General features: G+C 52.5%; 18 protein-coding genes, 1 tRNA gene and 1 other annotated feature. Of the genes, 2 read left to right on the top strand and 17 right to left on the bottom strand.

The window, feature by feature from the left end:
* Positions 1-16: 16 nt before the first annotated feature.
* The 13 genes from ABID13_RS05330 to ABID13_RS05270 form a co-directional block, all read right to left on the bottom strand.
* The gene (locus ABID13_RS05330; RefSeq protein WP_007858681.1) at positions 17-1669 is read right to left on the bottom strand and encodes a nucleoside kinase; all 1653 of its coding nucleotides are present in this window, start codon (positions 1667-1669) and stop codon (positions 17-19) included.
* Between the two features lie 85 nt (positions 1670-1754).
* On the bottom strand, positions 1755-2564 hold the full coding sequence (locus ABID13_RS05325) for a Nif3-like dinuclear metal center hexameric protein (RefSeq protein ID WP_007858683.1): 810 nt from the start codon (positions 2562-2564) through the stop codon (positions 1755-1757).
* Positions 2551-3312 carry a tRNA (adenine(22)-N(1))-methyltransferase gene (locus ABID13_RS05320; RefSeq protein WP_045092658.1) on the bottom strand — a complete coding sequence of 254 codons (762 nt, stop codon included), beginning with the start codon at positions 3310-3312 and terminating at the stop codon, positions 2551-2553. The genes ABID13_RS05325 and ABID13_RS05320 overlap by 14 nt, the downstream gene beginning before the upstream one ends.
* A gap of 58 nt (positions 3313-3370) precedes the next feature.
* On the bottom strand, positions 3371-4495 hold the full coding sequence (gene rpoD, locus ABID13_RS05315; RefSeq protein WP_007858686.1) for an RNA polymerase sigma factor RpoD: 1125 nt from the start codon (positions 4493-4495) through the stop codon (positions 3371-3373).
* A 28-nt stretch (positions 4496-4523) separates the two neighbouring features.
* Entirely contained in the window at positions 4524-6413 is a 1890-nt protein-coding gene (dnaG, locus tag ABID13_RS05310; protein WP_007858687.1) for a DNA primase, read from the bottom strand.
* A gap of 29 nt (positions 6414-6442) precedes the next feature.
* A complete protein-coding gene (locus ABID13_RS05305; RefSeq protein ID WP_007858688.1) occupies positions 6443-7453 on the bottom strand; it encodes a deoxyguanosinetriphosphate triphosphohydrolase in 1011 nt (336 codons plus the stop codon).
* A gap of 237 nt (positions 7454-7690) precedes the next feature.
* Complete coding sequence (locus ABID13_RS05300) at positions 7691-9430, bottom strand: S8 family peptidase (protein ID WP_007858690.1); 1740 nt, start codon at positions 9428-9430, stop codon at positions 7691-7693.
* A gap of 86 nt (positions 9431-9516) precedes the next feature.
* The gene (locus ABID13_RS05295; RefSeq protein WP_048930170.1) at positions 9517-10845 is read right to left on the bottom strand and encodes a sodium-dependent transporter; all 1329 of its coding nucleotides are present in this window, start codon (positions 10843-10845) and stop codon (positions 9517-9519) included.
* A 12-nt stretch (positions 10846-10857) separates the two neighbouring features.
* A complete protein-coding gene (locus ABID13_RS05290; protein ID WP_007858692.1) occupies positions 10858-12147 on the bottom strand; it encodes a Na+/H+ antiporter NhaC family protein in 1290 nt (429 codons plus the stop codon).
* Positions 12148-12168: 21 nt separating this feature from the next.
* Entirely contained in the window at positions 12169-13089 is a 921-nt protein-coding gene (locus tag ABID13_RS05285; RefSeq protein WP_007858693.1) for a SufB/SufD family protein, read from the bottom strand.
* 20 nt (positions 13090-13109) lie between these two features.
* On the bottom strand, positions 13110-13844 hold the full coding sequence (locus ABID13_RS05280; protein WP_007858694.1) for an ABC transporter ATP-binding protein: 735 nt from the start codon (positions 13842-13844) through the stop codon (positions 13110-13112).
* A gap of 384 nt (positions 13845-14228) precedes the next feature.
* Positions 14229-14312, bottom strand: a tRNA-Leu gene (locus tag ABID13_RS05275).
* Between the two features lie 45 nt (positions 14313-14357).
* Positions 14358-18332: a diguanylate cyclase domain-containing protein gene (locus tag ABID13_RS05270; RefSeq protein WP_048930171.1), complete on the bottom strand. Its 3975-nt coding sequence runs from the start codon at positions 18330-18332 to the stop codon at positions 14358-14360.
* A 167-nt stretch (positions 18333-18499) separates the two neighbouring features.
* On the opposite strand from ABID13_RS05270, the gene ABID13_RS05265 reads away from it, so the two are divergent.
* The gene (locus ABID13_RS05265; RefSeq protein WP_007858696.1) at positions 18500-19147 is read left to right on the top strand and encodes a DUF3298 and DUF4163 domain-containing protein; all 648 of its coding nucleotides are present in this window, start codon (positions 18500-18502) and stop codon (positions 19145-19147) included.
* Positions 19148-19273: 126 nt separating this feature from the next.
* On the opposite strand, the gene pheT is transcribed toward ABID13_RS05265, so the two are convergent.
* Positions 19274-21706 carry a phenylalanine--tRNA ligase subunit beta gene (gene pheT, locus ABID13_RS05260; RefSeq protein WP_007858697.1) on the bottom strand — a complete coding sequence of 811 codons (2433 nt, stop codon included), beginning with the start codon at positions 21704-21706 and terminating at the stop codon, positions 19274-19276.
* 79 nt (positions 21707-21785) lie between these two features.
* Positions 21786-22805, bottom strand: coding sequence for a phenylalanine--tRNA ligase subunit alpha (gene pheS, locus ABID13_RS05255; protein WP_007858698.1), 1020 nt, complete (start codon positions 22803-22805; stop codon positions 21786-21788).
* A gap of 140 nt (positions 22806-22945) precedes the next feature.
* Positions 22946-23195, bottom strand: a binding site (T-box leader).
* A gap of 159 nt (positions 23196-23354) precedes the next feature.
* Here pheS and ABID13_RS05250 point away from each other — a divergent pair.
* The gene (locus ABID13_RS05250; protein WP_007858700.1) at positions 23355-24260 is read left to right on the top strand and encodes a DNA-3-methyladenine glycosylase family protein; all 906 of its coding nucleotides are present in this window, start codon (positions 23355-23357) and stop codon (positions 24258-24260) included.
* Positions 24261-24322: 62 nt separating this feature from the next.
* Here ABID13_RS05250 and ABID13_RS05245 read toward each other — a convergent pair whose 3' ends face one another.
* Positions 24323-24910: a hypothetical protein gene (locus tag ABID13_RS05245; RefSeq protein WP_048930172.1), complete on the bottom strand. Its 588-nt coding sequence runs from the start codon at positions 24908-24910 to the stop codon at positions 24323-24325.
* Between the two features lie 59 nt (positions 24911-24969).
* On the bottom strand, positions 24970-25842 hold the full coding sequence (locus tag ABID13_RS05240) for an SDR family oxidoreductase (RefSeq protein ID WP_045092470.1): 873 nt from the start codon (positions 25840-25842) through the stop codon (positions 24970-24972).
* Positions 25843-25935 lie beyond the last annotated feature (93 nt).

Here is a 25935-nt window from a genome sequence, read left to right as displayed (position 1 = left end):
GGTTTGTCCAGTCCCATCAGACATTGAGGCAGCTTCCCCCGATAAACTCCCTGAGGATGGAATTTTTAGGTATGTCCTCACTGCTGACCCCGATAAAATAATCCAGGAACTTTAAAAGCCGTTTGGCTTCCAGGTACTCCTCCGAATCCTTTGGAATACTGAACAGCAAAGGCTCCGCATACTGCTTTAACACTGCAAATTCATAGACCAGGGCGGAATTGAACATGGCATCCGCTTCCTCCTGGAAGGGAAAGATATTCTCCTCCTCCCCCTTGCGCACCGAAGGCCACATGCGGATGGTATCCTGGGCCGATGACCCCCTGGTCCTGGCATCCCGCACCATTCTGCGTATAAGACGTCCGTCCGTGGTGGGGATCCGGTTGTGTTCGTCAATATTAAGCTGTGTCAGGGCGCTGATATAGATTTTAAACTTGCTCTCCTTGGGCAGAGAGTGGGACAGCCTGTCATTGAGGCAGTGGATGCCCTCGATCACCAGGATATCCTCTGCTCCCAGCTGCAGGAAATTCCCTTTATACTCCCGCACACCCTTCTTAAAATTATAATAGGGCAGTTCTACACGTTTGCCTGCCAGAAGATCCGTCATGTTCCGGTTAAACAGTTCAATGTCCAGACATTCCAGCACCTCGTAATTATAGTTTCCCTGTTCGTCCCTTGGGCTGTCCGCCCGGTTGACAAAGTAATTGTCAACCGCAATGGGATGGGGCTTAAGCCCTATGGCCTCCAGCTGAACCGACAGCCTGTGGGAAAATGTGGTCTTTCCAGAGGAGGAGGGGCCTGCGATCATCACAAACTTGGCATTTCTCCTGGAGGCGATCTGTGCCGCTATCTCAGCAATCTTTTTTTCCTGAAGTGCTTCCTGGATCAGGATTAAATGGGACATCTCCCCCTGGGCGATCTTGTCATTGAGGGCGCCTACCGTCTCCAGATCCAGGCGCCTTCCCCATTCCGTGGACTCTGACAGGGTTGCAAACAGCTTATCCTTTGGCTCAAATTCCCGGATGGTCCTGGGTTCTTCCTTGGAGGGCATCACCAAAATGAATCCATAGTGGTAAGGGACCAGATCAAAATATTTGATATATCCCGTATTCTGCACCATGTACCCGTAGTAGTAGTCCTCAAACCCGTCAATGCTGTAAATATTGACCCGGGATACCCGGCGGTAATGGAACAGGCGCTCCTTATCATACATCCGGTGCCTGTGGAACAGCTCGACAGCGTCATCAGTGGACACACTGCGCTTCATGATGGGGATCTCCTGGGCCACATACTCCGCCATCTTATTTTTCACCCGCAGGAGAAGGGTCTCGTCCAGCACAAAGTTCCCCCGCGCCTCCACAAAGAAACCTCTTCCCAGGGAAAAGTCAATCACGATCTTATCAATGTTCTCCGCTCCCACCACTGCGTAGAATGCTTTCAGCATGATCAGGGAGGCGCTTCTTTGATAGGTCGTCATACCCGGCTTATCCCGGGCCGTGATAAATTTGAGTTCGCCGTCCTTCACATGCTTATGAAGTTCCTGAAGCTTGCCGTTGATCCGCACCAGAAGGATGTCGTCCTCGTACCTGTACTGATATTCATTTGCAACTTCCAGCCAGGTGGTCCCCTCCGGGTAATCCCGTACAAAACCATCTACTTTAACCTGTACCAAATGTTTTACCTCCCTTATTATTGAGTGTACTCCCGCAAATCCGAGTGCCTGGGCAACTCCGAGAATGCACCTAGTCCTGCCGCCCCTACACGATCACCGCGGGCCACGCGGGCGGGGCCTGGATGATCTCCAGTTCACCGCCCAGACGAGCCTCCAGATATTCCGCCATGTAGGGGATAAAGATATGCTCCAATCCGTAATGGCCTGCATCAATGACAGCCATCTGCCTTGCAGCCGCGTCAATTCCCTGATGGTGGCTGATATCACCGGTCACAAGCACCTGTGAACCGCAGGATACGGCCCCCTCGATCTCACTTCCCCCCGCCCCCGGACACAGGGAGATCCTGGTCACTTCCATGTCCATCAGCTCCTGGCCGTAGACCAGTGCAAAGGGAAGGTCAAATGCTTCCTTTACGCGCTTTGCCACCTGCCTTACGGTCATGGCCTTCCTTAGGATGCCTGTCTTTCCGATGCCGTAGGGAACCGGCCCCTGGCCCGCGTCCATCTCTCCCAGGAGTTCCAGAGGCACGCATTCCTCAAGCCCCAGCCTCCTGGCTGCCAGGTCCGCCATACAGCCCGGGGCAGCATCAAAGTTGGTGTGCATGGCGTAATAGGAAATATCCGACTGGATCAGCTTAACCAGTCTTCTGGTAATAAAGTTCTGGTCATTCACCTGTTTGATGGCCTTAAAGATCAGGGGATGATGGGTCAGGAGCATATGGGCCCCCGCTTCTATGGCTGCCTCCACCACCTGGTCCGTGGCATCCAGGGCAATGTATACTTTTTTTACTTCCTTATCGCTTCTGCCTGCCAGAAGTCCCGGGTTATCCCACTCACAGGCACAATCCTCGGGCGCCAGCCCTTTCAGCACCTCTATCAGTTCACTGCATTTCATTTTGCGCCTCCTTGATCTGGTCCAGTTCCTCCCTGAGGGAGCCCATGGCTTTTCTCTGTCCCTCCGTCATACCGCCGATGTCCTCTCTCCCAAGGGAATCCACAATTACCTGTACCCTGTGCTTTTCTTTTTCCAGATATTCCTTCAGGATATTGTCTTTCCTGTCCATCAGGATCTTCCCGTATTTATACCATACCGGACGCCCATATTCCATGGTTCCCCGGACAACACTCATAACCGTATAATATTTTCCCTCGTCCTGCACCATTGTCTCGTCCTCAATAAAAAATCCATGCATCTCCAGATAAGCCCTGACCTTGTACTGCTCGGACTGCGGGGAAAGGATCCAGTGTTTTACGCTGTCCCACACATGGCGCCCCTGATCCAGGATGCGGATCATCAGTTCGCCTCCCATACCGGCTATGATCACCGTATCCGCATCTTCCGGCGTGAGTTCTTTAAGACCATCGCTGAGACGGGCCTCAATGGGGCATCCCGTTCCAGGGGACCGCGTTTCATATTCCTCAATGTGCTCCCTTGCCCGTTCCAGGGGACCTTTTCCCACATCCATGGCAATAGCGGACCGGATTCTGCCGGTCTGTGCCAGATAAACCGGCACATATCCGTGGTCTGTTCCCACATCCGCAATGCGGCTGCCCTGCCTTACAAAGCCGGCAACGGTCTGAAGGCGCAGGGACAGCTTTACTGTGCCTTTTGGTATGGTCCTGTCATTTGTTTCCAAGTTCATCTTTTCCTCCGGTTGAGATTCCTGCCTTTTCAGGCAGGGAGTAATAACTAATTTAAGATCATTCATCCAAATAATCCTTTAATTTTTTACTTCTGCTGGGATGGCGCAGCTTGCGCAGGGCCTTTGCCTCAATCTGGCGGATCCGCTCCCTTGTCACACTAAACTGCCTGCCCACCTCTTCCAGGGTCCTGGGACGGCCATCGTCCAGGCCGAAGCGCAGCCGCAGCACCTTCTGCTCCCGTTCCGTAAGAGTCAGGAGCACCTCCATCAGCTGTTCGTGCAAAAGAGTGAATGCGGCGGCATCCTGTGGGACCAGCACATTGTCGTCCTGGATAAAATCCACCAAATGGCTGTCCTCCTCCTCGCCGATGGGGGTTTCCAGGGACACCGGTTCCTGGGACATCTTAAGGATTTCAGACACCCGCTCCACTGGAAGGTCCACCCTGGCCGCAATCTCCTCCGTGGTGGGCTCGCGGCCCAGTTCCTGAAGCAGCTGGCGGGATGTCCGCACCAGACGGTTGATGGTTTCCACCATATGGACCGGAATCCGGATGGTCCTGGCCTGGTCTGCGATGGACCTGGTAATGGCCTGGCGGATCCACCAGGTGGCATAGGTGCTGAACTTATATCCCTTGGTGTAGTCAAACTTTTCCACTGCCTTGATCAGTCCCAGGTTGCCCTCCTGGATCAGGTCCAGAAACTGCATTCCACGGCCCACATAACGCTTTGCAATGCTGACCACCAGCCGCAGGTTGGACTCGGCCAGACGTTTCCTGGCCTCCCCGTTGCCCAGCTCCATGCTCTTGGCCAGTTCAATCTCTTCTTCCATGGAAAGGAGGGGAATCTTGCCGATCTCCTTCAGGTACATGCGCACCGGGTCCTCCAGGCTGACGCCCTCGGGTACGGAGAGGTCCAGATGTTCCATGTCGATCTCTTCCTCTTCCTCCAGGTCCATCTCCTCTTCAATAAACAGGTCCGGGTCCAGATCCCCATCCGAGTTCATCCGTATCACATCCACCTTGTTCTGATCCAGAAACTCAAAGAGCTGGTCCATCTGGTCACTGGCCGGCTGTTCCGAACCAAAGTAGTTCATAATCTCCTGGTACTCCAGAACATTTTTCTTCTTCTTTGCTTCCTCCAGCAATCCTGCCAGTTTTTCCTCAAACACGTTCGTCCCTTCCATAACCGGTCCATCCTTCCTAAGAAATGCGTTAATCCAGTGAGATATGCAGCTGCTTTAAGGCTGCCTGCTGCTTTATGATTTCCTGTAACTGGGTTATATCCTTTGCATTGCGGCTGGCCGCATCCAGGCTGTTCTTCCGGACCTTTACAACCGTCTCCGAGAATGCCTTCTTTTGTTCTTCGTTGCTGAGGGACTCTTTTAAGCTGGCATTAAAAAGCGCAGCCACTTCCTTATACTGATCCTCGTCATTGATAAAGCGGCTGAGTATGGCGGCCGGGTTTAAATTGCCGGACGCCTGTCCTTCAAATACCATCTGTGCCACCTGATGATACAAATCCTCCACAAAATCATCTGCTGTAATAATTCCCCTGATCTTGTCAAACAGTTCAGGGGTCTCTATAAGCCATGTGAGCAGCAGCCTCTGGGACCGGCGGATCCCATCCTCCTTGTCCGGCCTTTTAGGGCGCTTTGCCTGGCCTGCTCCCCTTTCCCCGTAGGGACTGTTTCTCCCATCCTGTGCGCTGTCTTCACCTTGGTAGGGATCATTTTCAAAGTAAGCTTCCTCCTGGGCCGGGGCGCTGTGGCGGATCTGGCCGGAGTGGTTCATATGGTCCCCGGCTTTCATGCCAAAGCTCATGCCCATGCGGTTTACCAGGCCGCGCAGCTCATCCGCGGGTATCATCTGCTCCCTGGCGACTGCCTGAAGATAGTTCTCCCGCTCCAGGGCCTCCCCAAACTGAAGGAGCTTCCTTGCAGTCTCCTGGTAAAACTTCGTCTTCTGCTCCGGATCGTCCATCTGGTAACTCTGCCTCAGCACGTCCACCTCAAACAGGAAACTGTTCTTGGCTTCCTTGATCCTCTGCCTGAATGCTTCCGGCCCCAGGTTCTTGATGAACTCATCCGGGTCCTTATGGGGCTTCATGTTCAGGACCTTGATGGATATCCCCACCTCCTTGAGGATGGGAATGGCCCTGAGAGCCGCCTTGATGCCCGCACCATCGCTGTCATATGTCAGTATGACCTGATCCGTGTAACGCTTCAGCACATTGGCATGCTGGCTGGTAAATGCGGTTCCCAGGGAGGCCACCGCATTGGTAAAGCCTGCCTGGTGCAGGGATATGACATCCAGGTAGCCTTCGCATATTAATAGATATCCTTCCCTGGAAGTCCTGGCATAATTCAGGCCGTAAAGATTGCGGCTCTTGTCAAAGAGCTTGGTCTCCGGGGAATTGAGATATTTGGGTTCTCCGTCCCCCATCACGCGTCCTCCAAAACCAATGACGCGGTTATTCACATCCATGATAGGGAACATGACGCGGTTCCAGAACTTGTCCCTTCCCCCGCGCTCTTCCAGTGTCACCAGGCCGGTGTCCTTTAAAAAGCTGTCCTCATATCCCTTACCCTTTAGGAAACGGTAGAGGTCATCGCTGGTCTTGTTGGAATATCCCAGCCCGAAACGCACAATGGTGTCGTCCGACAGATCCCTTTTATCATGGAAATATTCATACCCCATCCTGCCCTGGGGCGCTTTAAGCTGGTAATAAAAATAGTTGGCGGCCAGCTTGTTCACTTCCAAAAGCCTGGCCCTGTGTTCCGCCTGCTCCCTGGCCTCCTTGCTGTATTCCATCTTGGGAAGGTTGACTCCCGCCCGGTCCGCCAGGTGCGACAACGCTTCCTGAAAGGTATAGTTCTCATATTCCATCACAAAAGTGAGCACGTTCCCCCCTGCGCCGCAGCCAAAGCAATAGTACATCTGTTTGCCTGGCGACACGGAAAAGGAGGGGGATTTCTCGTTGTGGAAGGGGCAGAGCCCAAAATAGTTGGCGCCCTTTTTCTGCAGCTTCACATATCCTGAAATCACATCTACGATGTCGTTCTTCATTCTCACTTCTTCTATGACTTCATCGGGATAGTACATGAAATGATCTCCCTTCTATATTTATAAACTCAATACACGTTCCACCGCTTTGGAACAAATAATTCCTCAAACTGGTCAATGGCATAGATGTCGCTCATGCCCGCAATGTAATCGCAGACCACCCTCGACTTCTTTTCCCCTCCATTGACGATCAAAAGCACATATTCCATAGGCAGTTTGTCAACATGGCCCATGTAATATTCATAGAGCTGGCGGATCATGTTCTGGGCCTTGCCCTCTTCCGCCTTGGGGATCTCATTCTTATACACATTCTCAAACATCCATCTGCGCAGCCCCTGCATGGCCTCCTCCATGCCCTCGGACATGATGATGGCAGGCTTATCCATACTGTTTAATATGATATCATGTATCATATTGTTCAGGCGCTCCCGGACGCTGTGTCCCAGTATGTCCGTGTACTCTCCGGGAAGCTCGTCTTCCACAAACATCCTGGCCCGGATGGCATCGTCAATATCGTGATTGATATAGGCGATCTTGTCGGAAAGACGGACAATGGCCCCTTCCAGGGTAGAAGGATGGCCCGAGGTCCTGTGGTTTAAGATCCCGTCCCTCACCTCCCAGGTAAGGTTTAATCCCCTTCCATCCTTTTCCAGGATCTCCACAATGCGTACACTCTGCTGGTAGTGGGCAAAACCATCCTCGCATATCTTGTTTAATATGTATTCACCGGAGTGGCCGAATGGGGTGTGCCCCAGGTCATGGCCCAGGGCAATGGCCTCTGTGAGGCTTTCATTCAGCCTCAGGGTCTTGGCAATGGTGCGGGCGATCTGGGACACCTCCAGGGTATGGGTCAGCCTGGTCCTGTAATGGTCTCCCTCAGGAGCCAGGAATACCTGGGTCTTATGCTTCAGACGCCGGAATGCCTTGGAATGCAGGATGCGGTCCCTGTCCCTCTGGTATTCCGGCCGCATGTCGCAAAGAGGCTCCGGCTTGTCCCGTCCCCGCGTCCTGCTGCTAAAGGACGCATAGGGACTCATATATGATTCCTCCAATGCTTCCAATGACTCCCTGATATTCATCCGTCCACTCCCTATCTCTACTATTATATTGCCCGGTTCCTCTTTTTACTACAAAAAATTCTATTATCACGGTTACAAAAGAGCATTAAGCCTGTAAAACAATGCCTAATGCTCACATTATATCATAAATTCCAACAATTTCATAGAGCATGTGCTGATAGTCTGACTTCATTGTTTCATTCGTGTAACTGTTCAGGGCGGCTTTTCTTCTTGACCGGAAAAACCGGTCAAGAAGCATCAGATGGGCAGGCTGTCCCTGACACACAGGGCGCCGTATCCCAGCTGCGGGTTGGGCCAAACCTCATATCCCGGCAAATGCCTGGCCCCCCGGGCCAGAAACGCCTTTACCTTTTCACCGTACAGGAAGGGGTCATTTCCCTCCACGATCCCCCATTGCATGAGAAGGGCCGCGCTTCCCGTGACAAAGGGCGCCGCAAAGGAAGTTCCGGTCACCGCCTCATACCCTCCCCCGCTTCTGGCCGTTATAATATCCACGCCCGGCGCCACCAGGTCCGGTTTCACCTGCCTGGTCTGTCTTGTAAAACCTCGCCCGGAAAAGTCGGCATATGCCTGGTAGGAATCATCATAAGCCCCCACGGATATCACCTTGGCCGCAGTGGAGGGAATGGTCAGGGTGGTCTCCGGCACTGCCCTGAGAAACCGGGTGGAGGGATTTAAGATGCCCCTGGAGGGAAGCCACATATTGTACTGCCCTGTGACGATCCGTTCCGGGGTCAAGCGAAAGGTCCATATGCCGCTGTCCAGGTAATCCCTGATGGGTATGAAATCAAAATAGATCTCCTGGGCCGGGCTGTAGGGGCTGGGCTTGCCGTAATAGAGCAAGATCCTGGTCCCCCCGTAATTCAGCGTCTGAGGCCCCAGCCGGCTGTCAATAGGGCCTATGATGTCGCCGGAGGGAGTGATCAGGCGGATGGCAAACTGGTCCACATAGGAGGACCAAAGCTGCACTCCCATCCCTGTCTCAAAGGGTGCGATGGAAAGCTCCACATTGGTATCATTTCCCATGACCAGCTGTCCCGATGTATGGCCTGCACCCGCCCCCTCATTCCCTGTGCCTGCAACCAGAACGCTCCTGCCGTAATTGGATATGTCGTTCATAAATGTCTCCAGCAGGCTGGTGCCGTCATGGGAACCGTAGGTGTTTCCAAAGCTCAGGTTGACAGCCACGGGCCGCCCCAGTTCCTGGGCCTGGCGGATGACAAAATCCAGCCCTCTCATCAGCTGGGTGGTCCTGGGAAAACTGTCCGCCATAGGCGCCCCCAGTTTCACCACCAGAAGGTCGCTTTCATAGGCAACTCCCCGGTAGATCCCCCTGTCTCCCCTGCCGTTTCCCGCCGCAATGGCCGCCACCGCTGTCCCGTGCCCGCTTAGATCCACGGACGGGACAATTGCCAGGGAGGCCGCACGGTTCGGGGCGTTGAGGGCCTGGTTGATCTCCTCCCTTGTGTAGATCCGGTCCCGGTCCTGGTCCATGAGCATGAGGATCCTGGTGCTTCCGTCCGCATTTTTAAAATCTTCATGAAAATAGTCGATTCCGGAATCAATGACAGCCACCAGGACTCCCTTTCCCGTAAGGCCGGAGGCCAGTCCGCTGATCACGCCGCCTCCCCCTCCTCCAATGGAGGATTGTACCACGGACAGGCAAGAGGCCGCCCTTGCCATATTGCTGGCAAAAAACAGCCTCTTTGGTTTCTCAATATATTCAATCTGGTTCAGGTCGCTTACCTGGTCCATGAGATGTTCCGGGACCACCAGGACCGCGTAGCCGTTCAGCAGTTCGTTTACCTGGATGCCCTCCTGTGTAAGGCCTGCCAGGCTTCCGGAATGCCTGACGATCAGTTCCCAGGTGCGCTCCAAAGGATCGTAGCCCACATCCAGGTTCTCGGACCGCTCACGTTCTTCAGGGGTGGCGTCCAGGGCCAGGTTCAGGAGATTTTCGCGTTTTTGGTTTTGCATGGTGTCACCTCTGTGTGAATCGATCATGTACCGTTATCATATGATTCAGTGTATTCATGCAAAACTTATATTATGTCAGCCGGTTCTCATCCCCTGACCGTCATATAAATGTTGTAAAAGCCGGTGATGGTGACTGCCAGCACCATGATCGGGGTCAGGAAGCGGATACAGAGGATCCAGAGCTTTTTCAGTTTAAAGGGGATCCCGTCCTTCTCAATCTCCTCCACCAGGTACTGGGGGTCCCATTTCCATCCTATATAGTAACACATGGTCACGCCTCCCAGGGGCAGAAGTATATTGTCGGTTATCATTCCAATGAAATCAAATACACTGTAATTCAGTATGGTCACATGGCTCAGGGTCCCGAAGGAAAGCGCGCTGGGAATGCCCACCAGGAAACAGGCAGTTCCCAGAAGGATGGTACCGGTGCGGCGGCTCAGGCGCAGGGTATCCAGGGCAAAGGATACGGTGACCTCCAACAGGGCAATGGCGCTGGTGACCGCTGCGAAGAACACCAGTGTGAAGAAAACAAGCGCAAAAAACGGGCCGCCCTTGATTGCGGAAAACACCTTGGGCAGGGTTCCGAAAATAAGGCCCGGGCCCTGTCCCGGTTCCAGGCCAAAGGAGAACACGGCCGGGAAAATAGCGATCCCTGCCATCAGGGCGATGACGGTGTCCAGCCCCGCTACACTGAGGCAGCTCCTGGGAATATTCTCCTGGTCGCTGAGGTAGCTGCCATAGGTAATGGTGATTCCCATGCACAGGCTGAGGGAGTAGAACACCTGCCCAAGGGCAGCGCTGACCGCCGTCATGTTAAAGGCCGAACGGTTGGGAATAAAGACGAATTTAAACCCTTCCCCAGCGCCGGGAAGGGTGATTCCCCTTCCGATAATGACCAGAAGAAGCACAAACAGCAGGGGCATCATGATCTTACTCACCTTCTCGATCCCGCCGATTCCAAAGCAGCAGATGGTGGTGGTCACAAGCAGAAACAGGAAATGCCAGACCACAGGCTCAAAGGGAGCGCTTATAAATGCCTCAAAATCCACAGGCGCCTGGAAGGTGCTTGCATAGCTGACAATATACTTGATGATCCAGCCGCCGATCACACTGTAATAGGACAGGATGAGAAATGCCGCCGCCACCCCGAACACACCCACGATCCGCGCGTTGGAGGTGATATCCCCGTATGCCTGGATGGGGTCGTGGCGCGTCCTTCTGCCCAGGGACATCTCTATCATCATAACAGGAACGCCCAGTATGCAGATAAAGAACAGGTATACCGCAAGGAAGGATGCGCCTCCGTTGCGTCCCATAAGGTAGGGAAATTTCCAAAGGTTTCCCAGTCCGATGGCTGCTCCTGCCGTGGCCATGATAAATCCCAGTTTACTGGCCCATTGATTCTTTGTCTTCATATTATCTTCATCCTATTCTCTTGTTCGTTTTTTTATAAAAATAAATGCAAGGCCGCTGACTCCCATGAGAATGGGATAAAAGCAGTAAGGTATGATTTCAAAGGGTGTAAGCCCTGTAATGGTTGCAGCCGCAAGAAGCTGGGCCCCATAGGGGATCAGCCCCTGTCCCATGGAACTGAACATATCCAAAAGGGATGCGCTGCGCCTGGGAGTCACCCCAAAGTCATCGCTGATCTCCTTTGCAATGGGACCGGACATGACAATGGCCACCGTGTTGTTGGCCGTGCACATGTCCACCAGAAGGGCCAGGGCCGCGATGCCCAGCTCACCGCCCCGTTCGCCGCTGATCCTTTTCCTGATAAATGCCAGGATAAAATCAATGCCGCCGTACTCCCTGACCAGGGCCACAATACAGGCCACGACCACGGAGATGACCGTAATGTCGTACATGCCCGTGATCCCCGCTCCCACATGGTTAAACATCTCCCCCAGGGGAAATGCGCCTGTGGCCACGCCTGTGATCAGGGACAGCACCGTGCCTGCGATAAGTACCGCAAACACGTTCACCCCGGCCAGGGCACCTGCCAGGACCACCACATAGGGAAGCACCCGGAACAGGTTGTAGGACAGATTCCCGGTCAGCCTAAAGGCGGCGTCCCTTCCTAACACCAGGAACAGGATAATGGTTGCAATGGCTGCCGGAAGCACAATAAGGAAATTTTCCTTAAACTTGTCCTTCATCTCACATCCCTGGGTCTTGACAGCGGCAATGGTGGTATCGCTTATCATGGACAGGTTATCACCGAACATGGCGCCTCCCACCACCGCCCCTGCGCAGACAGCCATGGAAAAACCGGTTTTTTCACTGATTCCCACCGCAATGGGGGCCAGGGCCGTGATGGTTCCCACGGAAGTTCCCATGGAGATGGATATGAAACAGCCTATGAGAAACAGGCCTGCCACCGCCACATTGGAGGGCAGAATGGACAAGCCCAGGTTCACGGTGCTGTCCACGCCTCCCGCTGCTTTCACCGCTCCTGTAAATGCTCCTGCAGCTAAAAATATAAGGCACATGGTGATAATATTCTCATCACCAACGCCCTCTGCCGCCAGCCTGATCTTTTCTGAAAATGAGAGTTCTCTGTTCTGCACAAACGCTACCAGCAGTGCAATAAGAAATGCCGCAATGGCCGGCATGCTGTAAAAGTTCCCGGTGATAAAACCGGAACCTAAGAATATCAACAGAAACACCAGAATCGGGAGAAGGGCAGACGCCCTTCCCTCTTTTGTATTCCCCTTCATCTTTTCCCCCCGCGCCTGCTTTTATTTCAGGAATCCGTTAACGATCTGGGCCTCTGCTTCTTCCTCGGTCAGTCCCAGGGTCATCAGCTTCACGATCTGTTCTCCTGCGATCTTGCCAATGGCAGCCTCATGGATCAGGGCCGCGTCAATGTTATTGGCAATAAGACCCGGTATGGCGAAAATCTTGGCATCGTCCATGATAATGGCATCACACTCCGTGTGGCCGCTGCACTTTGCATTGCCCACGATCTTAGAGTTAAAGGTCTGCTTGGAGTTGTCCTTTGCAACGGAGCGGGAAACCACGTCCGCGCTGGAATCATCCCCGTTCAGGTTTACGATATAGGTGCTCTCAGCCTCCTGTGTACCATGGGTGAGAAGGCGCTCACGCACGATCAGCTTGGCCCCGGACGCCAGTTCCGCGGTGTTGGTCCTGTTGGTGGAGTCCACACCCTTGATCTGGACCATCTCCATCTCCATAAAGCTGTTCTCTTCCATATACACTTCCGTACCCGGATTCAATATGCGCTTGCCATGGCCGTCCCCTTCCCCGTAATGCTTTTCCACGTATTTGACCTTTGCATTTTTCCCTACAAAGAAGCGGTGGATGCCGTCATGCTCGGAATCCTGGTCCCCGCAGTTATGGATGCCGCAGCCGGCCACGATCACCACATCAGAGTCATCTCCGATAAAAAAGTCATTGTATACCATTTCCTTTAAACCGCTGGCGCTTACTACTACGGGAATGTGTACGCTCTCATTCCTGGTCCCGGGCTTGATCCTGATATCGATGCCTGGTTTGTCTGTCTTTGTGACAATATCAATATTAGCCGTTGTGCTGCGGCTTGCTGTCTTTCCATTGGCACGGATGTTATACGCGCCCTCGGGCACGCCGTGAAGGCCTGCCACTTCCTCTAAGATTCTCTCCTGTATTGCATCTGTCATGTCGCTCACTCCTCCTCTGGCTATGCTGTCTCATAGAACTTGCTGCACGCGTCTACCGCGGAAGCAGTTCCCATGATCTGAGGCATGATTTCATCTCTTGTACCCTGGTTTACCACCCGTCCGTCTGCAATTACCACGATCTCGTCCGCAATATTCAGGATGCGCTCCTGATGGGAAATGATCAGGATGGATCCATTGGTATTCTGGCGCATGCGCTCAAATACCTGGATCAGGTTCTGGAAGCTCCACAGATCGATCCCCGCCTCCGGCTCATCAAACACGGAAAGCCTGGATCCCCTGGCAATGACAGTGGCAATCTCGATCCTCTTAAGTTCTCCTCCTGACAGGCTGGCATTTACCTCGCGGTTGATATAATCCTTTGCGCAAAGTCCTACCTCTGCCAGATATTGACAGGCTTCAGCTACTGTCAGCGTCTTTCCCGAAGCCAGCCGGAGAAGATCCAGTACCTGCACTCCCTTAAAACGGACCGGCTGCTGAAAGGCAAAGCTGATTCCCAGATTGGCCCTGTCTGTGATGCTCATATCCGTGATATCCTGTCCGTCAAACAGGATGCGCCCTCCTGTGGGCCGCTCTATCCCCATGATCAGTTTCGCTGTTGTAGATTTTCCTCCCCCGTTGGGACCGGTGATCACAACGAACTTTCCGTCATTGACCGTAAAGCTTATGTCCTTAATGATCCCCTTTTCTCCTTTTTCATCATTCACATCAAAGGAGAGATTCTCTAATGTAAGCATCTTGTTTCCTACCTCTCTTTTATCTCTTCTTTTTATTTCAGGGCGCGCAAAATACACGACCCATACCCTTCGTCTACAAGGGAACACGCTTTTTAAGCCACAACTTACAGTATATACTATTTCCTAGTAAATTACTATCAAAACTTTACCTCTTATGGCAGAAAATGTCTGTTGCAATTGCAACATTTATAGTTTTCCCTTAAATCCTGATTTTTATTATAACATTCACTTTTGTTTTCAGGATTCACCGTCTGCGGCGGGCTGTTTCAGCGAAAACTTCCCTTCCGCCGCGGCGCGGTCTTTGCGGAGCGTTTTTCGTATCATAGGGATTTCATATGATACAAAAAAAAGGAAGCATATTCTGCTTCCTGCTCTTTAAATGACTGCAGAAGAAGGGAGTCGAACCCTCAAGGTATTACTACCACACGGACCTGAACCGTGCGCGTCTGCCAATTCCGCCACTTCTGCGTTACGCTGCTCTCGCAAGCAACGTAGGTTATTATAATGGATGAATCAGTTTTTGTCAATGGATTTTTTACAAAATCTTTCAAAAAATTCATCCATAGGCATGGGCCTTGCAAAATAGAAGCCCTGTCCAATGGAACAGCCCATCTCCGACACCATCTGCAGCTTCTCTTTTGTCTCGATTCCCTCGCACAGGGATGTAAATCCCATCTTGTTGGTCATCTGGATCAGCTGTCTTAGAAATTCCCTGCCCCGGTCCGTCTTCTGACAGGACTGCACAAACCCGCAGTCCAGCTTGATCACGTCACAGGGGATATCCGCCATCATATTCATGATGGAGTAACCGGAACCAAAATCATCAATGGACGTGGTGAACCCGCTGTCCCTCAGCACCTTCATCACATGATAGGTCCGCTCCGTATCCTCCAAAAAGGCAGTCTCTGTCAGTTCAAACTCCAGATACCTGTGGTCGATCCCGTATTTCTTTGTTCCCTCCAGGATCTCCTCCAGGATTCCCTTTACACAGATATCCACACTGGAAAGGTTCAGGGAAATGCAGACCGGACTTCCGCCCTCATCCTGCCACTCCCTCAGCTTCCTGCACACCTGTATAAAAAGGCAGTAATCCACCTGGGAGATAAAACCGTTTTTTTCAAACAGAGGGATGAATGTACCCGGCCCCATGATCCGCCCGTCTTCCCGCTGCCATCTCACAAGGGCCTCCGCCCCAACAAGAGTATAATCCACAAGGGAAAACTTGGGCTGAAGATAGACTTTAAATTCCTCATGCTTCAGGGCATACTCCATCCTGTTGATGATCTCATTTTCGCGGAAACTGCTGTCAAAGGGACCATCGTTAAACACCACCTCAGTGGATTTCATAATGTAGTCCACGGACTTTCTGGCAATGGCAGCCCGGTCAATGGCTGTCTCGATCTCCCGGCATTCATCTTCGATAAAATAAATGCCGGAGCGTATCATGATATTGATCTTGGCAAAGATCCCGTTCTGTATCCTGCAGAATTCCTCGTTAAGGTGCCGGACCATCCGCACAAACCCATCCCGTTCCATCCTGCAGATACCAAAGGTCAGGAACTGGTCCGCGCTGACCCTGGTGTAGAAATTTTCCTCCCGCCCATTCTGGATCAGCATGTCGGCAAACATACGCAGGATATTATCCCCCTGGGTATATCCCACCTCCTCATTGATGAATTTGAATCCTTTGATATCGCTGGATATGATCACATAGCTTTCTTTCCTGTCATCCAGCACCTTTTGACAGTCTTCCTTGAACCGGTCATAGTTCATAAGACCTGTGAGGATGTCCCTGTTCTTGTAGTATTCGGCCTCCCGCCTGGCCTCCTTCAGGCGCAGGGATGACTTGGCGTTGATCCCCACCACGCGGGCGATCTCAGATATGGCTCCCCGCTCCGCCACAGGCCAGTCCCGTTCCTCCTCCGTATTGACCAGCACCAGCATACCTGTGTATTGGTTGTCTATGGTTACGCTTGCAAACAGCATGGTCTTTGCCTTTGCCCTGTCCATGAGCCGCAGCAGTCCGGTATTGTAATGCTTCAGGCCGCTTCTTTTTAAAACCGCGATTCCATCGCTGTCATAGAGATTATAACTGAGATAAAACTCTTCCTTGCGGAAACTGTCCGATGGGTCAAATAACATGGCGGTCCTGTCATCCACCCATTGGTAAGCCAGCCCCTGCTCATTTTCCCCATTCATATAGAGGACAATGCGGTTCAGGCAAAACCGGTTGCCCATGAATCCCATGAGGATGTGCAGCGCCTCCTCAAAGGAGGAGGTCTTTTCAAACACCTCCAGGGCAACCGTTGTGCTGGTCTTGTCCTGCAGGCTGCTCTGCTCCCTGCGCTTCTCATCATTGGAACGCTTCAGCCGTTCATAGGTAAACTCCTCATCCCTCTTGTCCTCAACAGACTCGTAAAACCGGATGCCGCCCTTGCCCTCTTTCTTTGCCTCGTGCATGGCCTGATCCGCCTTCACCATGACATCGTAGAATCCTTTTTCGTCTCTCGCAACCATCCGTATGCCAATGCTGCAGCTGACCTTCATAAGGCCGCCCTGGCTGTCCGCCAGAATGCATCCGATATCCCCGGATATGGAGGAAGCGATCCTGATCGCCTCCTCCTTGTCCGTGTTCTTGAGAAGCACCAGGAACTCATCCCCGCCAAAACGGCCGATCAGGTCCCCCTCCCTGCATGCCCGTTTCAGACAACTGGCAACATTCATCAGCACCACATTGCCAAACAGCTTTCCCCTGGCCTTGTTAATGTCCTGGAAATGGTCCATGTCCAAAAGCAATGCCGCCGGGGTGCCTTCCCTCGGTTCTGTTTTCAGATACTCCTCCATCCTCCGCTCAAACGCCCCGGCGGTAAGCAGGTTGGTAAGGCCGTCAATGTCCTCCTCCCCCTGTTCCCTGCAGCTGATCTGTTCCGTCACGCCGTCCAGCACGTTCTGAAGACTGGAAAGTTCCTGCTTCAGCACATTCTGGGCACGGTCCTTGAGAAGAAAGGTTCCCACGATCCGGGCCACGTAGGTGAGCGCCTCCACCTGTGCACCTGTCCACTGCCGGTTCTCCTTGCACTCGTCAAAGCCGATAAATCCAACCAGCTTTCCGTTGTCATAGATACCGCACTGGAGAATGGCCTTGATATCCTGGGAGGTGAGCACCCTTTTCTGCACAGGAGGGAGCACATCCACATCCATGCACAAAAAGACGCCGTTCTCATCAAAATTGTCCCGGTAACCGGGGGCATCCGTCTCATAGGACATATTCTGCAGGTTGTCGATCTGGGGGCTGATCCCCTGATTGCACCATTCAAAAGTATTGCTCATAAGCCGCCCGTCCGGGCTGTCCTCAAATATATAAACGCGGCTTACATTAAACTGAATTCCCACGATCTTAAGTATGGAGTCGATCGCTTCCCTGGTATTCCCTGATTCATACAGGGCCTTAAATACATAGTGGATGATCCTGTCCCCGCTGTAGATCCGCTCGTCCTCGGAATCAATCCTTGGGACCCGGGCGGAAAAGGACTCCCACCTGGCAGCATCCACGGAGGGCAGTGAGGACTGATAAAAGACACATTTCCCCTTCCCGCTTTTCTTTCCCGAATAAAGCGCAATGTCCGCCTTGGCAAAGAGCTGGTCAAATTCCGTTGCATGCTCCGGATACATGGCCACACCGATGCAGCATTTGAGGCGGAAGGATTCCGCCGCCGGGGCGGAGATGCCGGCCAGGCCTTCCATGATCCTGCCGCCATAGGCCATGACCTCCTCCTGTCCGCTGACCCCGATCAAAAACACCAGGAATTCATCGCCGCCGATCCGGCTCACCACATCACTTCTCCTCGAAACACCGCTGATGCACTTGGCCACTTCCGTCAGAACACTATCCCCAAAAAGATGCCCCTTTGTATCATTGATATCTTTAAAATTATCTATGTCTATGATCATCAGGGCCGCGGTGCCCTCTGTCCCAACAGCTTCCAGATACTGGGTTATCTGTTCTTTGGACGCCTCCCTGTTCAGCAGGCCGGTAAGGGAATCCCGCCTGGACTTTTCCCTGTAGGTATGGATCTGCTTCTTGTCCTCCGTGTCATCCAGCATAATGGTGTAAACCCATCTCTGTCCCTTCTCCCCCTCAATGATACGGCCTCTGCAGTCCACCCACCGGGTGCTTTTGTCCTTTCTCACAATGCGGAACTCTGTCTTAAGGATATCCTTTCCCTGGCACAACTGATTCCGTGATTCCATGATCGCATGCTCATAATCCTTGTCAAGGATCATCCCCTCCAGCGTCCCCCCTGTAAGGTCCTCAAACTCGGCCGTGTCCCTGCATCCAAAAAGATCCAGCATCGTCCGGTTTGCCATGTCCACTTTTCTCACTGCATCCATTGAGCATCGAAAAAAACCGGCCGGCATAAAGTCCATGAGAAAATGGGCTCCATATTCCGACCGTATTCCGCTTATCATTTGCTCATATTTACTCATATCCCTGATTCCTCCGCCAATGTCCGCCCCATGCATAATTTGATTATACTGAATATTCCAAAGTTTTACAAGCACAAAGGATGTTTGCCTGAAAGCCTTCCTCCGTTCCCCGGGACATTTCCCCCAAAACCCACATATAATAATGCAAACCTTACAGTGGAGCCCCCATGCAGACCATCATCCACCATTCCCTGGAACATACGTTTTACAGCCGCGATATACCGGTCTTAAAATATACCATTGAATTCCCCACCTTTCTCTCCACCTGCAGCCAGACCGCTGCGCAGACAGCCAACGCACATTACGCATCCGTTGCAAAGGAAAAGGAGCAGTACTGCCGCACCGTGCTCTACCCCCAGGCCGCAGAAGATGCCCGGTATATCGAGGACAACATCCCTCCCTTCCACACCTACGAGTTCAACATCGCCTACACGGTCCCCCTTAACTACGGCTGTATCACCAGTCTGTACTTTGACCAGTATACATTTATGGGCGGAGCCCACGGTTCCACTGTCCGCACCTCCGATACCTGGAATTTTTCAAATGGCAGGCAGATGCAGCTGGGAGAATTTTTCCAGTCGGATCCCCATTATGCTGATAACATACAAAACTATATCGAACAACGGATCACAGAACATCTGCGCACGGAACCAGGCGCCTTTTTTGAGGATTATGCCGCCCTTATAAGGAAAACATTTAAGGAGGAAAACTATTACCTGACAACGGACGGCCTGGTCCTGTACTTCCAGGAATACGACATCGCGCCCTATGCTGCCGGACGGCCGCAGTTCCTGCTGCCCTTTGGGCCCGGCTGACCGGCAACTCCGCCTCATTTTCAATCCGCCCCGGCTTGTCCGCGCCCCATAAACGGACTGCCGCGGACAGCATGCTCCCATGCGCCGCGGCAGTCCTTGCACCGTTTACCATACAAGTTGTACAGGCTAAGCTCTCAGTTCGATTCCAAGATCTCCCAGCCCATTGAGTATTTTATTCATGATCGCAGTTACTTCCTTATCCTCCAGGGTATGGTCCTTTGCCCTGAAGGTGATGGAATATGCCACGGACTTATGCCCGGACAGCACCTGGGCACCCTCATACACATCAAACAGCTTATAGCTTTCCAGGAATTTTCCTCCCCTCTGTTCGATCACATCCTCAATCTGTCCCACAAGGATATCCTTTGGAACCACCATGCTGATGTCGCGGGTTACGGCAGGGAATCTGGCAATTCCTGAATATTTCCTGTCAAATGTGGTGAACTCCATGATGGACGGCATGTCGATCACTGCAATATACGCCCTGTCCCCGATTTTGTAGTTGTCGGCCACATCCGGGTGGACCTCGCCTAAAAAGCCCACAACCCTTCCGTCATATACAATGTCGGCCTTTCTTCCCGGATGAAGGTAAGGATGGTCTCCATTTGGGTCGTAATGGGGTTTTTTATGCATTCCTGCCTTTTCAAAAAACTCCTCCACAACGCCCTTCATGGTAAAGAAATCCCCGTCCCCGTACATACCCAGGGTAAACTGCATGCGCTCATCAGGAAGCTCCGTAAGGGGAACTGCCTTTGGACGGTATACATTAGCCAGCTCGTACAGGCGCACGTCCTTGTTCCGGCGGTTATAGTTGGTTGACAGGGAGGTGAGCATTCCGTTCAGGGAACTGGTGCGCATCACGCTGAAATCCTCTCCCAGGGGATTGGAAATGTTCACGGTCATGCGCAGACGGCTGTCTGCCGGTATCAGCATTTTGTCAAATACCCTGGGGCTTTCAAAGGAATAGGTCATTCCCTGTGAAAATCCGCAGAACTGGGCGATTTCCCTGGCTATCTCCTCAATGCGCAGCTTATAGGAAAGTTTTCCCGTGGTTGCCTCCCCTGATGGAAGGGTTGTTGGGATCTTGTCATAGCCGTAAAATCTGGCCACTTCCTCAGCCAGGTCCGCCATGCGCTCCAGGTCCTGACGCCAGGTAGGAGCGATCACCTCCCTTGTCTCAGGGTCATATTTTAATTCAATGGTTTTAAAATACCCCAGCATGGTCTCTTCCGGCAGATCGGTGCCCAGGAGCTTGTTGATCTTATCAGCGTTAAAAGGTATTCTCTTTTCCACCTTTTTAACCGGGTAAATGTCAATGATACCTCCCACAACCTCTCCTGCTCCCAGCTCCTCGATCAGCTGGCACGCGCGGTTTACAGCCTCCTCAGCCGTGTTGGGATCCAGTCCCTTTTCATACTTGCCTGATGCATCGGTGCGCAGTCCCACCTTTTTAGCGGAAAGGCGGATATTGGTGCCGTTAAAGCAGGCTGACTCAAATACCATGGTCTTTACATCATCCGTGATCTTGGAGTTCTCACCGCCCATGATACCGGCAATTCCCACTTCCTTTTCCCCGTCATTGATCATCAGGATGGTGGAGTCCAGCTTTCTCTCCTGACCGTCCAGGGTCTGGAACACATCTCCATCCTTTGCGCATTTTACAATGATCTCATGTCCTGCCAGCTGGTCGTAATCAAAGGCGTGCATGGGCTGTCCGTACTCTTCCATCACATAATTGGTTATATCCACAATGTTGTTGATGGGACGGATCCCGCTGGCTGCCAGACGGCGCTGCATCCACCTGGGAGAGGGGGCAAGCTTTATATTCTTTACCATCCTTGCGCAGTAACGCGGACAAAGCTGTGTATTCTCCACCCGCACTTTCAGATAGTCGTTGATATCCTCCCCATTGCCTGTGGCAGTGACCACCGGAGGGATGAAGGGCTTTCTGAAGGTTGCCGCCGCCTCCCGTGCGATCCCCTGCACGCTGTAGCAGTCCACACGGTTGGAGGTGATCTCATATTCAAACACCACATCCCGCATACCCAGAATCACCAGGGCGTCACTGCCCGGTTCGCTGTCCTTTGGAAGGATATAGATGCCGCTCTCCGGGGCGTCCGGGTACATCTCCCGCTCAGCTCCCAGCTCCTCCACGGAACACATCATACCCCAGGACTCCACGCCTCTTAACTTGCCCTTTTTGATCTTGATCCCTTCCTCGGGAAGGGGGCCTCCGTCATGGCCTCCCGCCACACGTCCTCCGTCCAAGACCACAGGCACCTTTTCCCCAACGGAATCCAGAGTGATATTGGGGGCTCCTGTGACGATCTGTACCGGCCCGGCCTGGCCCACATTGACCTGGCACACCACCAGCTTGTCGGCATCCGGGTGGCGCTCCACTGAGAGGATCTCTCCCACCACGATCTTCTCCAGGTTTTTATCCAGACAGGTAAAGCCCTCCACCTTTGTCCCTGTCAACGTCATGGCATCGGTGTACTCTTGAGCAGTCACATCCAGGTCCGGCACATATGCTTTAATCCATGATAATGCTGTATTCATATCGGTTCTCCTTTATTATTCACTAAACTCACGCTATACAGTCTATACAGTACTGGTCTTCTTGCCTCAACAGCCCTTATCAGAACTGCTTCAGGAAACGGATATCGTTCTCATACAGAAGGCGCATGTCGTCAATCTCATACTTAAGCAGAGCAATTCGCTCAAGGCCAACGCCAAAGGCAAAGCCGGAGTACTCATCCGGGTCGATATCACACATCTCCAGCACATGAGGGTGAACCATGCCGCAGCCCAGGATCTCGATCCAGCCGGAGCCCTTGCAGAACCGGCAGCCCTTGCCGCCGCACTTAAAGCAGGTCACATCCACCTCGGCGCTTGGCTCCGTGAACGGGAAATGATGGGGGCGGAATTTAACCTTTGTCTCAGGTCCGAACAGTTCCCTGGCAAACTCGGCCAGGGTTCCCTTTAAATCCGCAAAGGTAATATTCTTGTCAATGACCAGTCCCTCGATCTGATGAAAGGAAGGGGAATGGGTGGCATCCACCTCATCGGAGCGGAATACCCTGCCAGGCGCGATCATACGGATGGGCAGATGCCCCTTTTCCATGGTACGGACCTGTACCGGAGAAGTCTGGCTTCTCAGGAGAATGGTGTCATTTATATAAAATGTATCCTGCTCATCCCTGGCCGGGTGTCCCTTGGGGATGTTCAGTTTTTCAAAGTTATACCTGTCGTACTCCACCTCAGGTCCCTCTACCACTTCATATCCCATTCCCACAAAGATGCGCTCCACCTCTTCCAGGGCAATGGTATTGGGGTGGCTGTGCCCCACGCTGTTTTTGTTTGCAGGAAGGGTTACGTCAATGACTTCCTTTTTCAGCTGCTCCTCCCTGGCTTTTCTGGCCAGGACATTCTTTGTCTCCTCCAGCTTGCCCTCAATGACGGCTCTGGCATCGTTTACCATCTGTCCCACCTTTGGACGTTCCTCAGGTGCAACATCCTTCATGCTTTTTAAAAGGTTGGTCAGTTCTCCCTTTTTACCCAGATAAGACACACGGATGTCATTCAGTTTTTCCAGCGCATCGGAAGCTTCAATTTTTTTCAAGGCTTCTTCTTTGATTTTCTCTAACTGCTCTTTCATGGCTTCTCCTTTTTTGTTCTTTGTTCATACAACCGGCTTCTTCCCTTCCGCCGCAGTGCGGTCTTTGCGGAGCGCTTTTTGTATCACAGGGAATTCCAGTGGAATTCCCTGTGATACAAAAAAGTCCCGTCCCTTCATGAAGAAGGGACGGGACGATAAGCCCGCGGTACCACCCTGGTTCCTGCAAAGACCTGACGGTCCTGAATGCAGACACTCAAATGCACGTAACGTGTGCCAGCGTCACGGACTACGGGAATAGGATCATCCTTTCATCCATGCGGCTCCAGTGGGAATTTCAACTGTTTATCTGAACCCGGGCAGGCTTTCAGCCGGTGGCCGTCCCTCTCTGATGGAAGATAAATGTCTACTATACACTTTCACTGCCTTTTCATAACTTCTAAATCTAATGTACATTCTAGCCAGGTTGTCCGGAAATGTCAAGTGTTTTTTCATCCTTTGTGAGATGGCAGGAAATCTCATTTGACGAAATGCCTCTTTGCGTTTACACTATACCATATGGAAAAACTTGATTAGAAAGCGGGATGGATTATGACCAGTTGTGTGATACCCTGCCTTGACCTAAGGCAGATTGCTGAATCCGGACAGTGTTTCCGGATGACTCCCCTGGCGGCCGGGACCCTGACCGGACATGGGGACTGCGGTTACAGGATCATCAGCCGGGGAAGGGTTCTGAGGATCTGGCAAAGGGGATTGGAACTCTCCTTTGACTGCGGTGAGGAGGACATGGGGTTTTGGCTGACTTATTTTGATGTGGACACGGATTATCAGGCCGTCATTGACTCGGTGGCGCCGGAGGACTCCTATCTTGCGGCCGCGGCCGCGGCGGGAAGGGGGATACGGATCCTGCGCCAGGATCCCTGGGAAATGATCATCACCTTTGTTATCTCCCAGCAAAAGACGATCCCTAAGATCAGGGAGCTGGTGGAAGCGCTGAGCGCCGCCTACGGAAAGGCCCTTGAAGGGGATCCGGGCTGCGGGGACATGGAAACAGTACATGCCTTTCCTACGCCCCGGGAATTATCCAGGGCCACCCTGGAGGAGCTTCAGGCATTAAAGCTGGGATACCGTGCAAAATACATACACAGGCTGTGCCAGGACGCGGTTTCAGGCGCCTTAGACCTAAAAGGGCTGGCGCAGATGGGATATGAGGAGGCCATGGAGTACCTGACCGGATTTTACGGGATCGGGAAAAAGGTGGCCAACTGCGTCTGTCTGTTTGGACTCCACCATATCAGCGCATTTCCCGTGGATACCTGGATTGAAAAAATTCTCATGAGCCAGTATTATGACCAACGGAAATACCGCCGCACTCCCAAAGGCAGACTGTTGGATTGCATTGTAACGGATTGCTTTGGACAATACCAGGGGTGTGCCGGTGTAATGCAGCAGTATATCTTCTATTATGAACGCTTAAGGAGCAGCAAGCTTTCCTGACATCCAACTCTCCAGCCGGTGTCGGGAGAGCGTGCTGCTCCTCCTTTTTGCTTTAACACATATTACATCATTCCCAGTTCAAATATCTTCCATTTGCTCTTAAGTCCTGTCTCTTTTCCCACTGCAAAATCCCTGGTAAACTCACCGTCCCCCCACTGGGGCGCTCTTTCAAGAGCCTTGTCAGACCATTTCTGTGAAAAATGCACGCGCACCACCTGGTATTCCTTGTATCCGCAGCTCCGGGCTTTCTCATCATAGTACGTCTTCCGGTCCCCGTATTCCACGGTTGGCAGGGTCTCAAAGCTGTGTACGATATATTCCCTGATATAGCGGCCTTCCTCATAATCCTGACGGTTCTGTTCAAAATTAAGGCTGTCCGGCTGGTCCTGGGGAAACAGCCTTGGGCACATGTCAAACTGGGCCAGACCCATATATTTGAAATACCAGGCCGCCGCCAGCTGGGCTTCATCCGAGGGCATGTTTTCATACTTCACATGCCTTGGGAGGCCCTGGGTAACTGTATATTCCCGGACCAGGCGCTCTCCTCCCCTGGCCTTGTTGACAGCTGACACGCCCAACATAATGGCCATGCACACAATGGTGACCGCCAGTATCTTTACTGCCTGGGGGGAGAATTTCTGTTTGCTCATTGGTTTCCCGTCCTTTCATCTTGTGTCATTGCCGGTGTATAAAGATCCATGCCCAAGCGTCATCTGCCCCTATAATCGGACAGACAGGTCCTGATCCCGGCTGCCGTGTCCTCAAACCCGATCCCATGGCTGTTGACCCGGCTGATGTCAATGGTAAGATTGCGCGGCGAGGCAGCAAAGCGTTCCCTGTCCGGCTCTGCCCAGGCAGACACATCCTCCCTGCCTGTGAGGGCCTGTAAAAACAAAACTGCCGTGTCATAGGTATTCATGGTGTTTTCACTGCCGAAATTATAGATCCCACCCGGGAGCATCAGGGCCCGGGTCATGCTGCGCACCGCATTCCATACATAAGTAATGCCCCTGTAATCGTAAACCGGCAGCTTCATCCTGCGGTTCTCCTCAAGGGCGCTTACAAGATTTCCCAAAAGTCCGGTGCCGCCTGTCCGCTCCCTGACCGGATAATCATACATCCATGTAAGGCGCAGGGCCACTGCGTCACTCAGACAGGCAAACATGGCTTCCTCAGCCCGCTTTTTATCCCGTCCATACACGGTGCAGGGCCTCTGCACCCGCTCTTCCCTGTTGGGTTCCATGGAACAGGAGGCATTATAGATCTGGTCCGAACTCATAAATATCATCTTTGTATTGGACTGCCTGCAGGCCTTGGCCATGTTGGCGGTTCCCCTTACATTGATCTGCTCGGAAAGCTCCGGCTCCGCCTCACATATCCCTGTATCAGAGACACCTGCACAGTGGAGGACGTAATCCGGACGGATGGCATTTATAAAGGCGGTCACTGCCAGGGAATCACTGACTTCCAGTTCCCTGTGGGTTACCCCCAGTACGTCATACCCCTCCTGTTCTTTAAAATATTCAAAAAGCCGGGAGCCTAAAAAGCCGTTGACTCCGGTGATCAAAATTCGTTTTTCCATTATACTGCTCATACCTTTCTTCAGATATGTTAACATTATAGCCCAGGAAGCCCTTATATACTTTGCGATTCTCTTAATATTTTCCAGGACACT

Source organism: Enterocloster citroniae (assembly GCF_040545455.1).
Taxonomy (GTDB): domain Bacteria; phylum Bacillota; class Clostridia; order Lachnospirales; family Lachnospiraceae; genus Enterocloster; species Enterocloster citroniae.
This window is presented reverse-complemented; position numbering and strand designations above follow the sequence as displayed.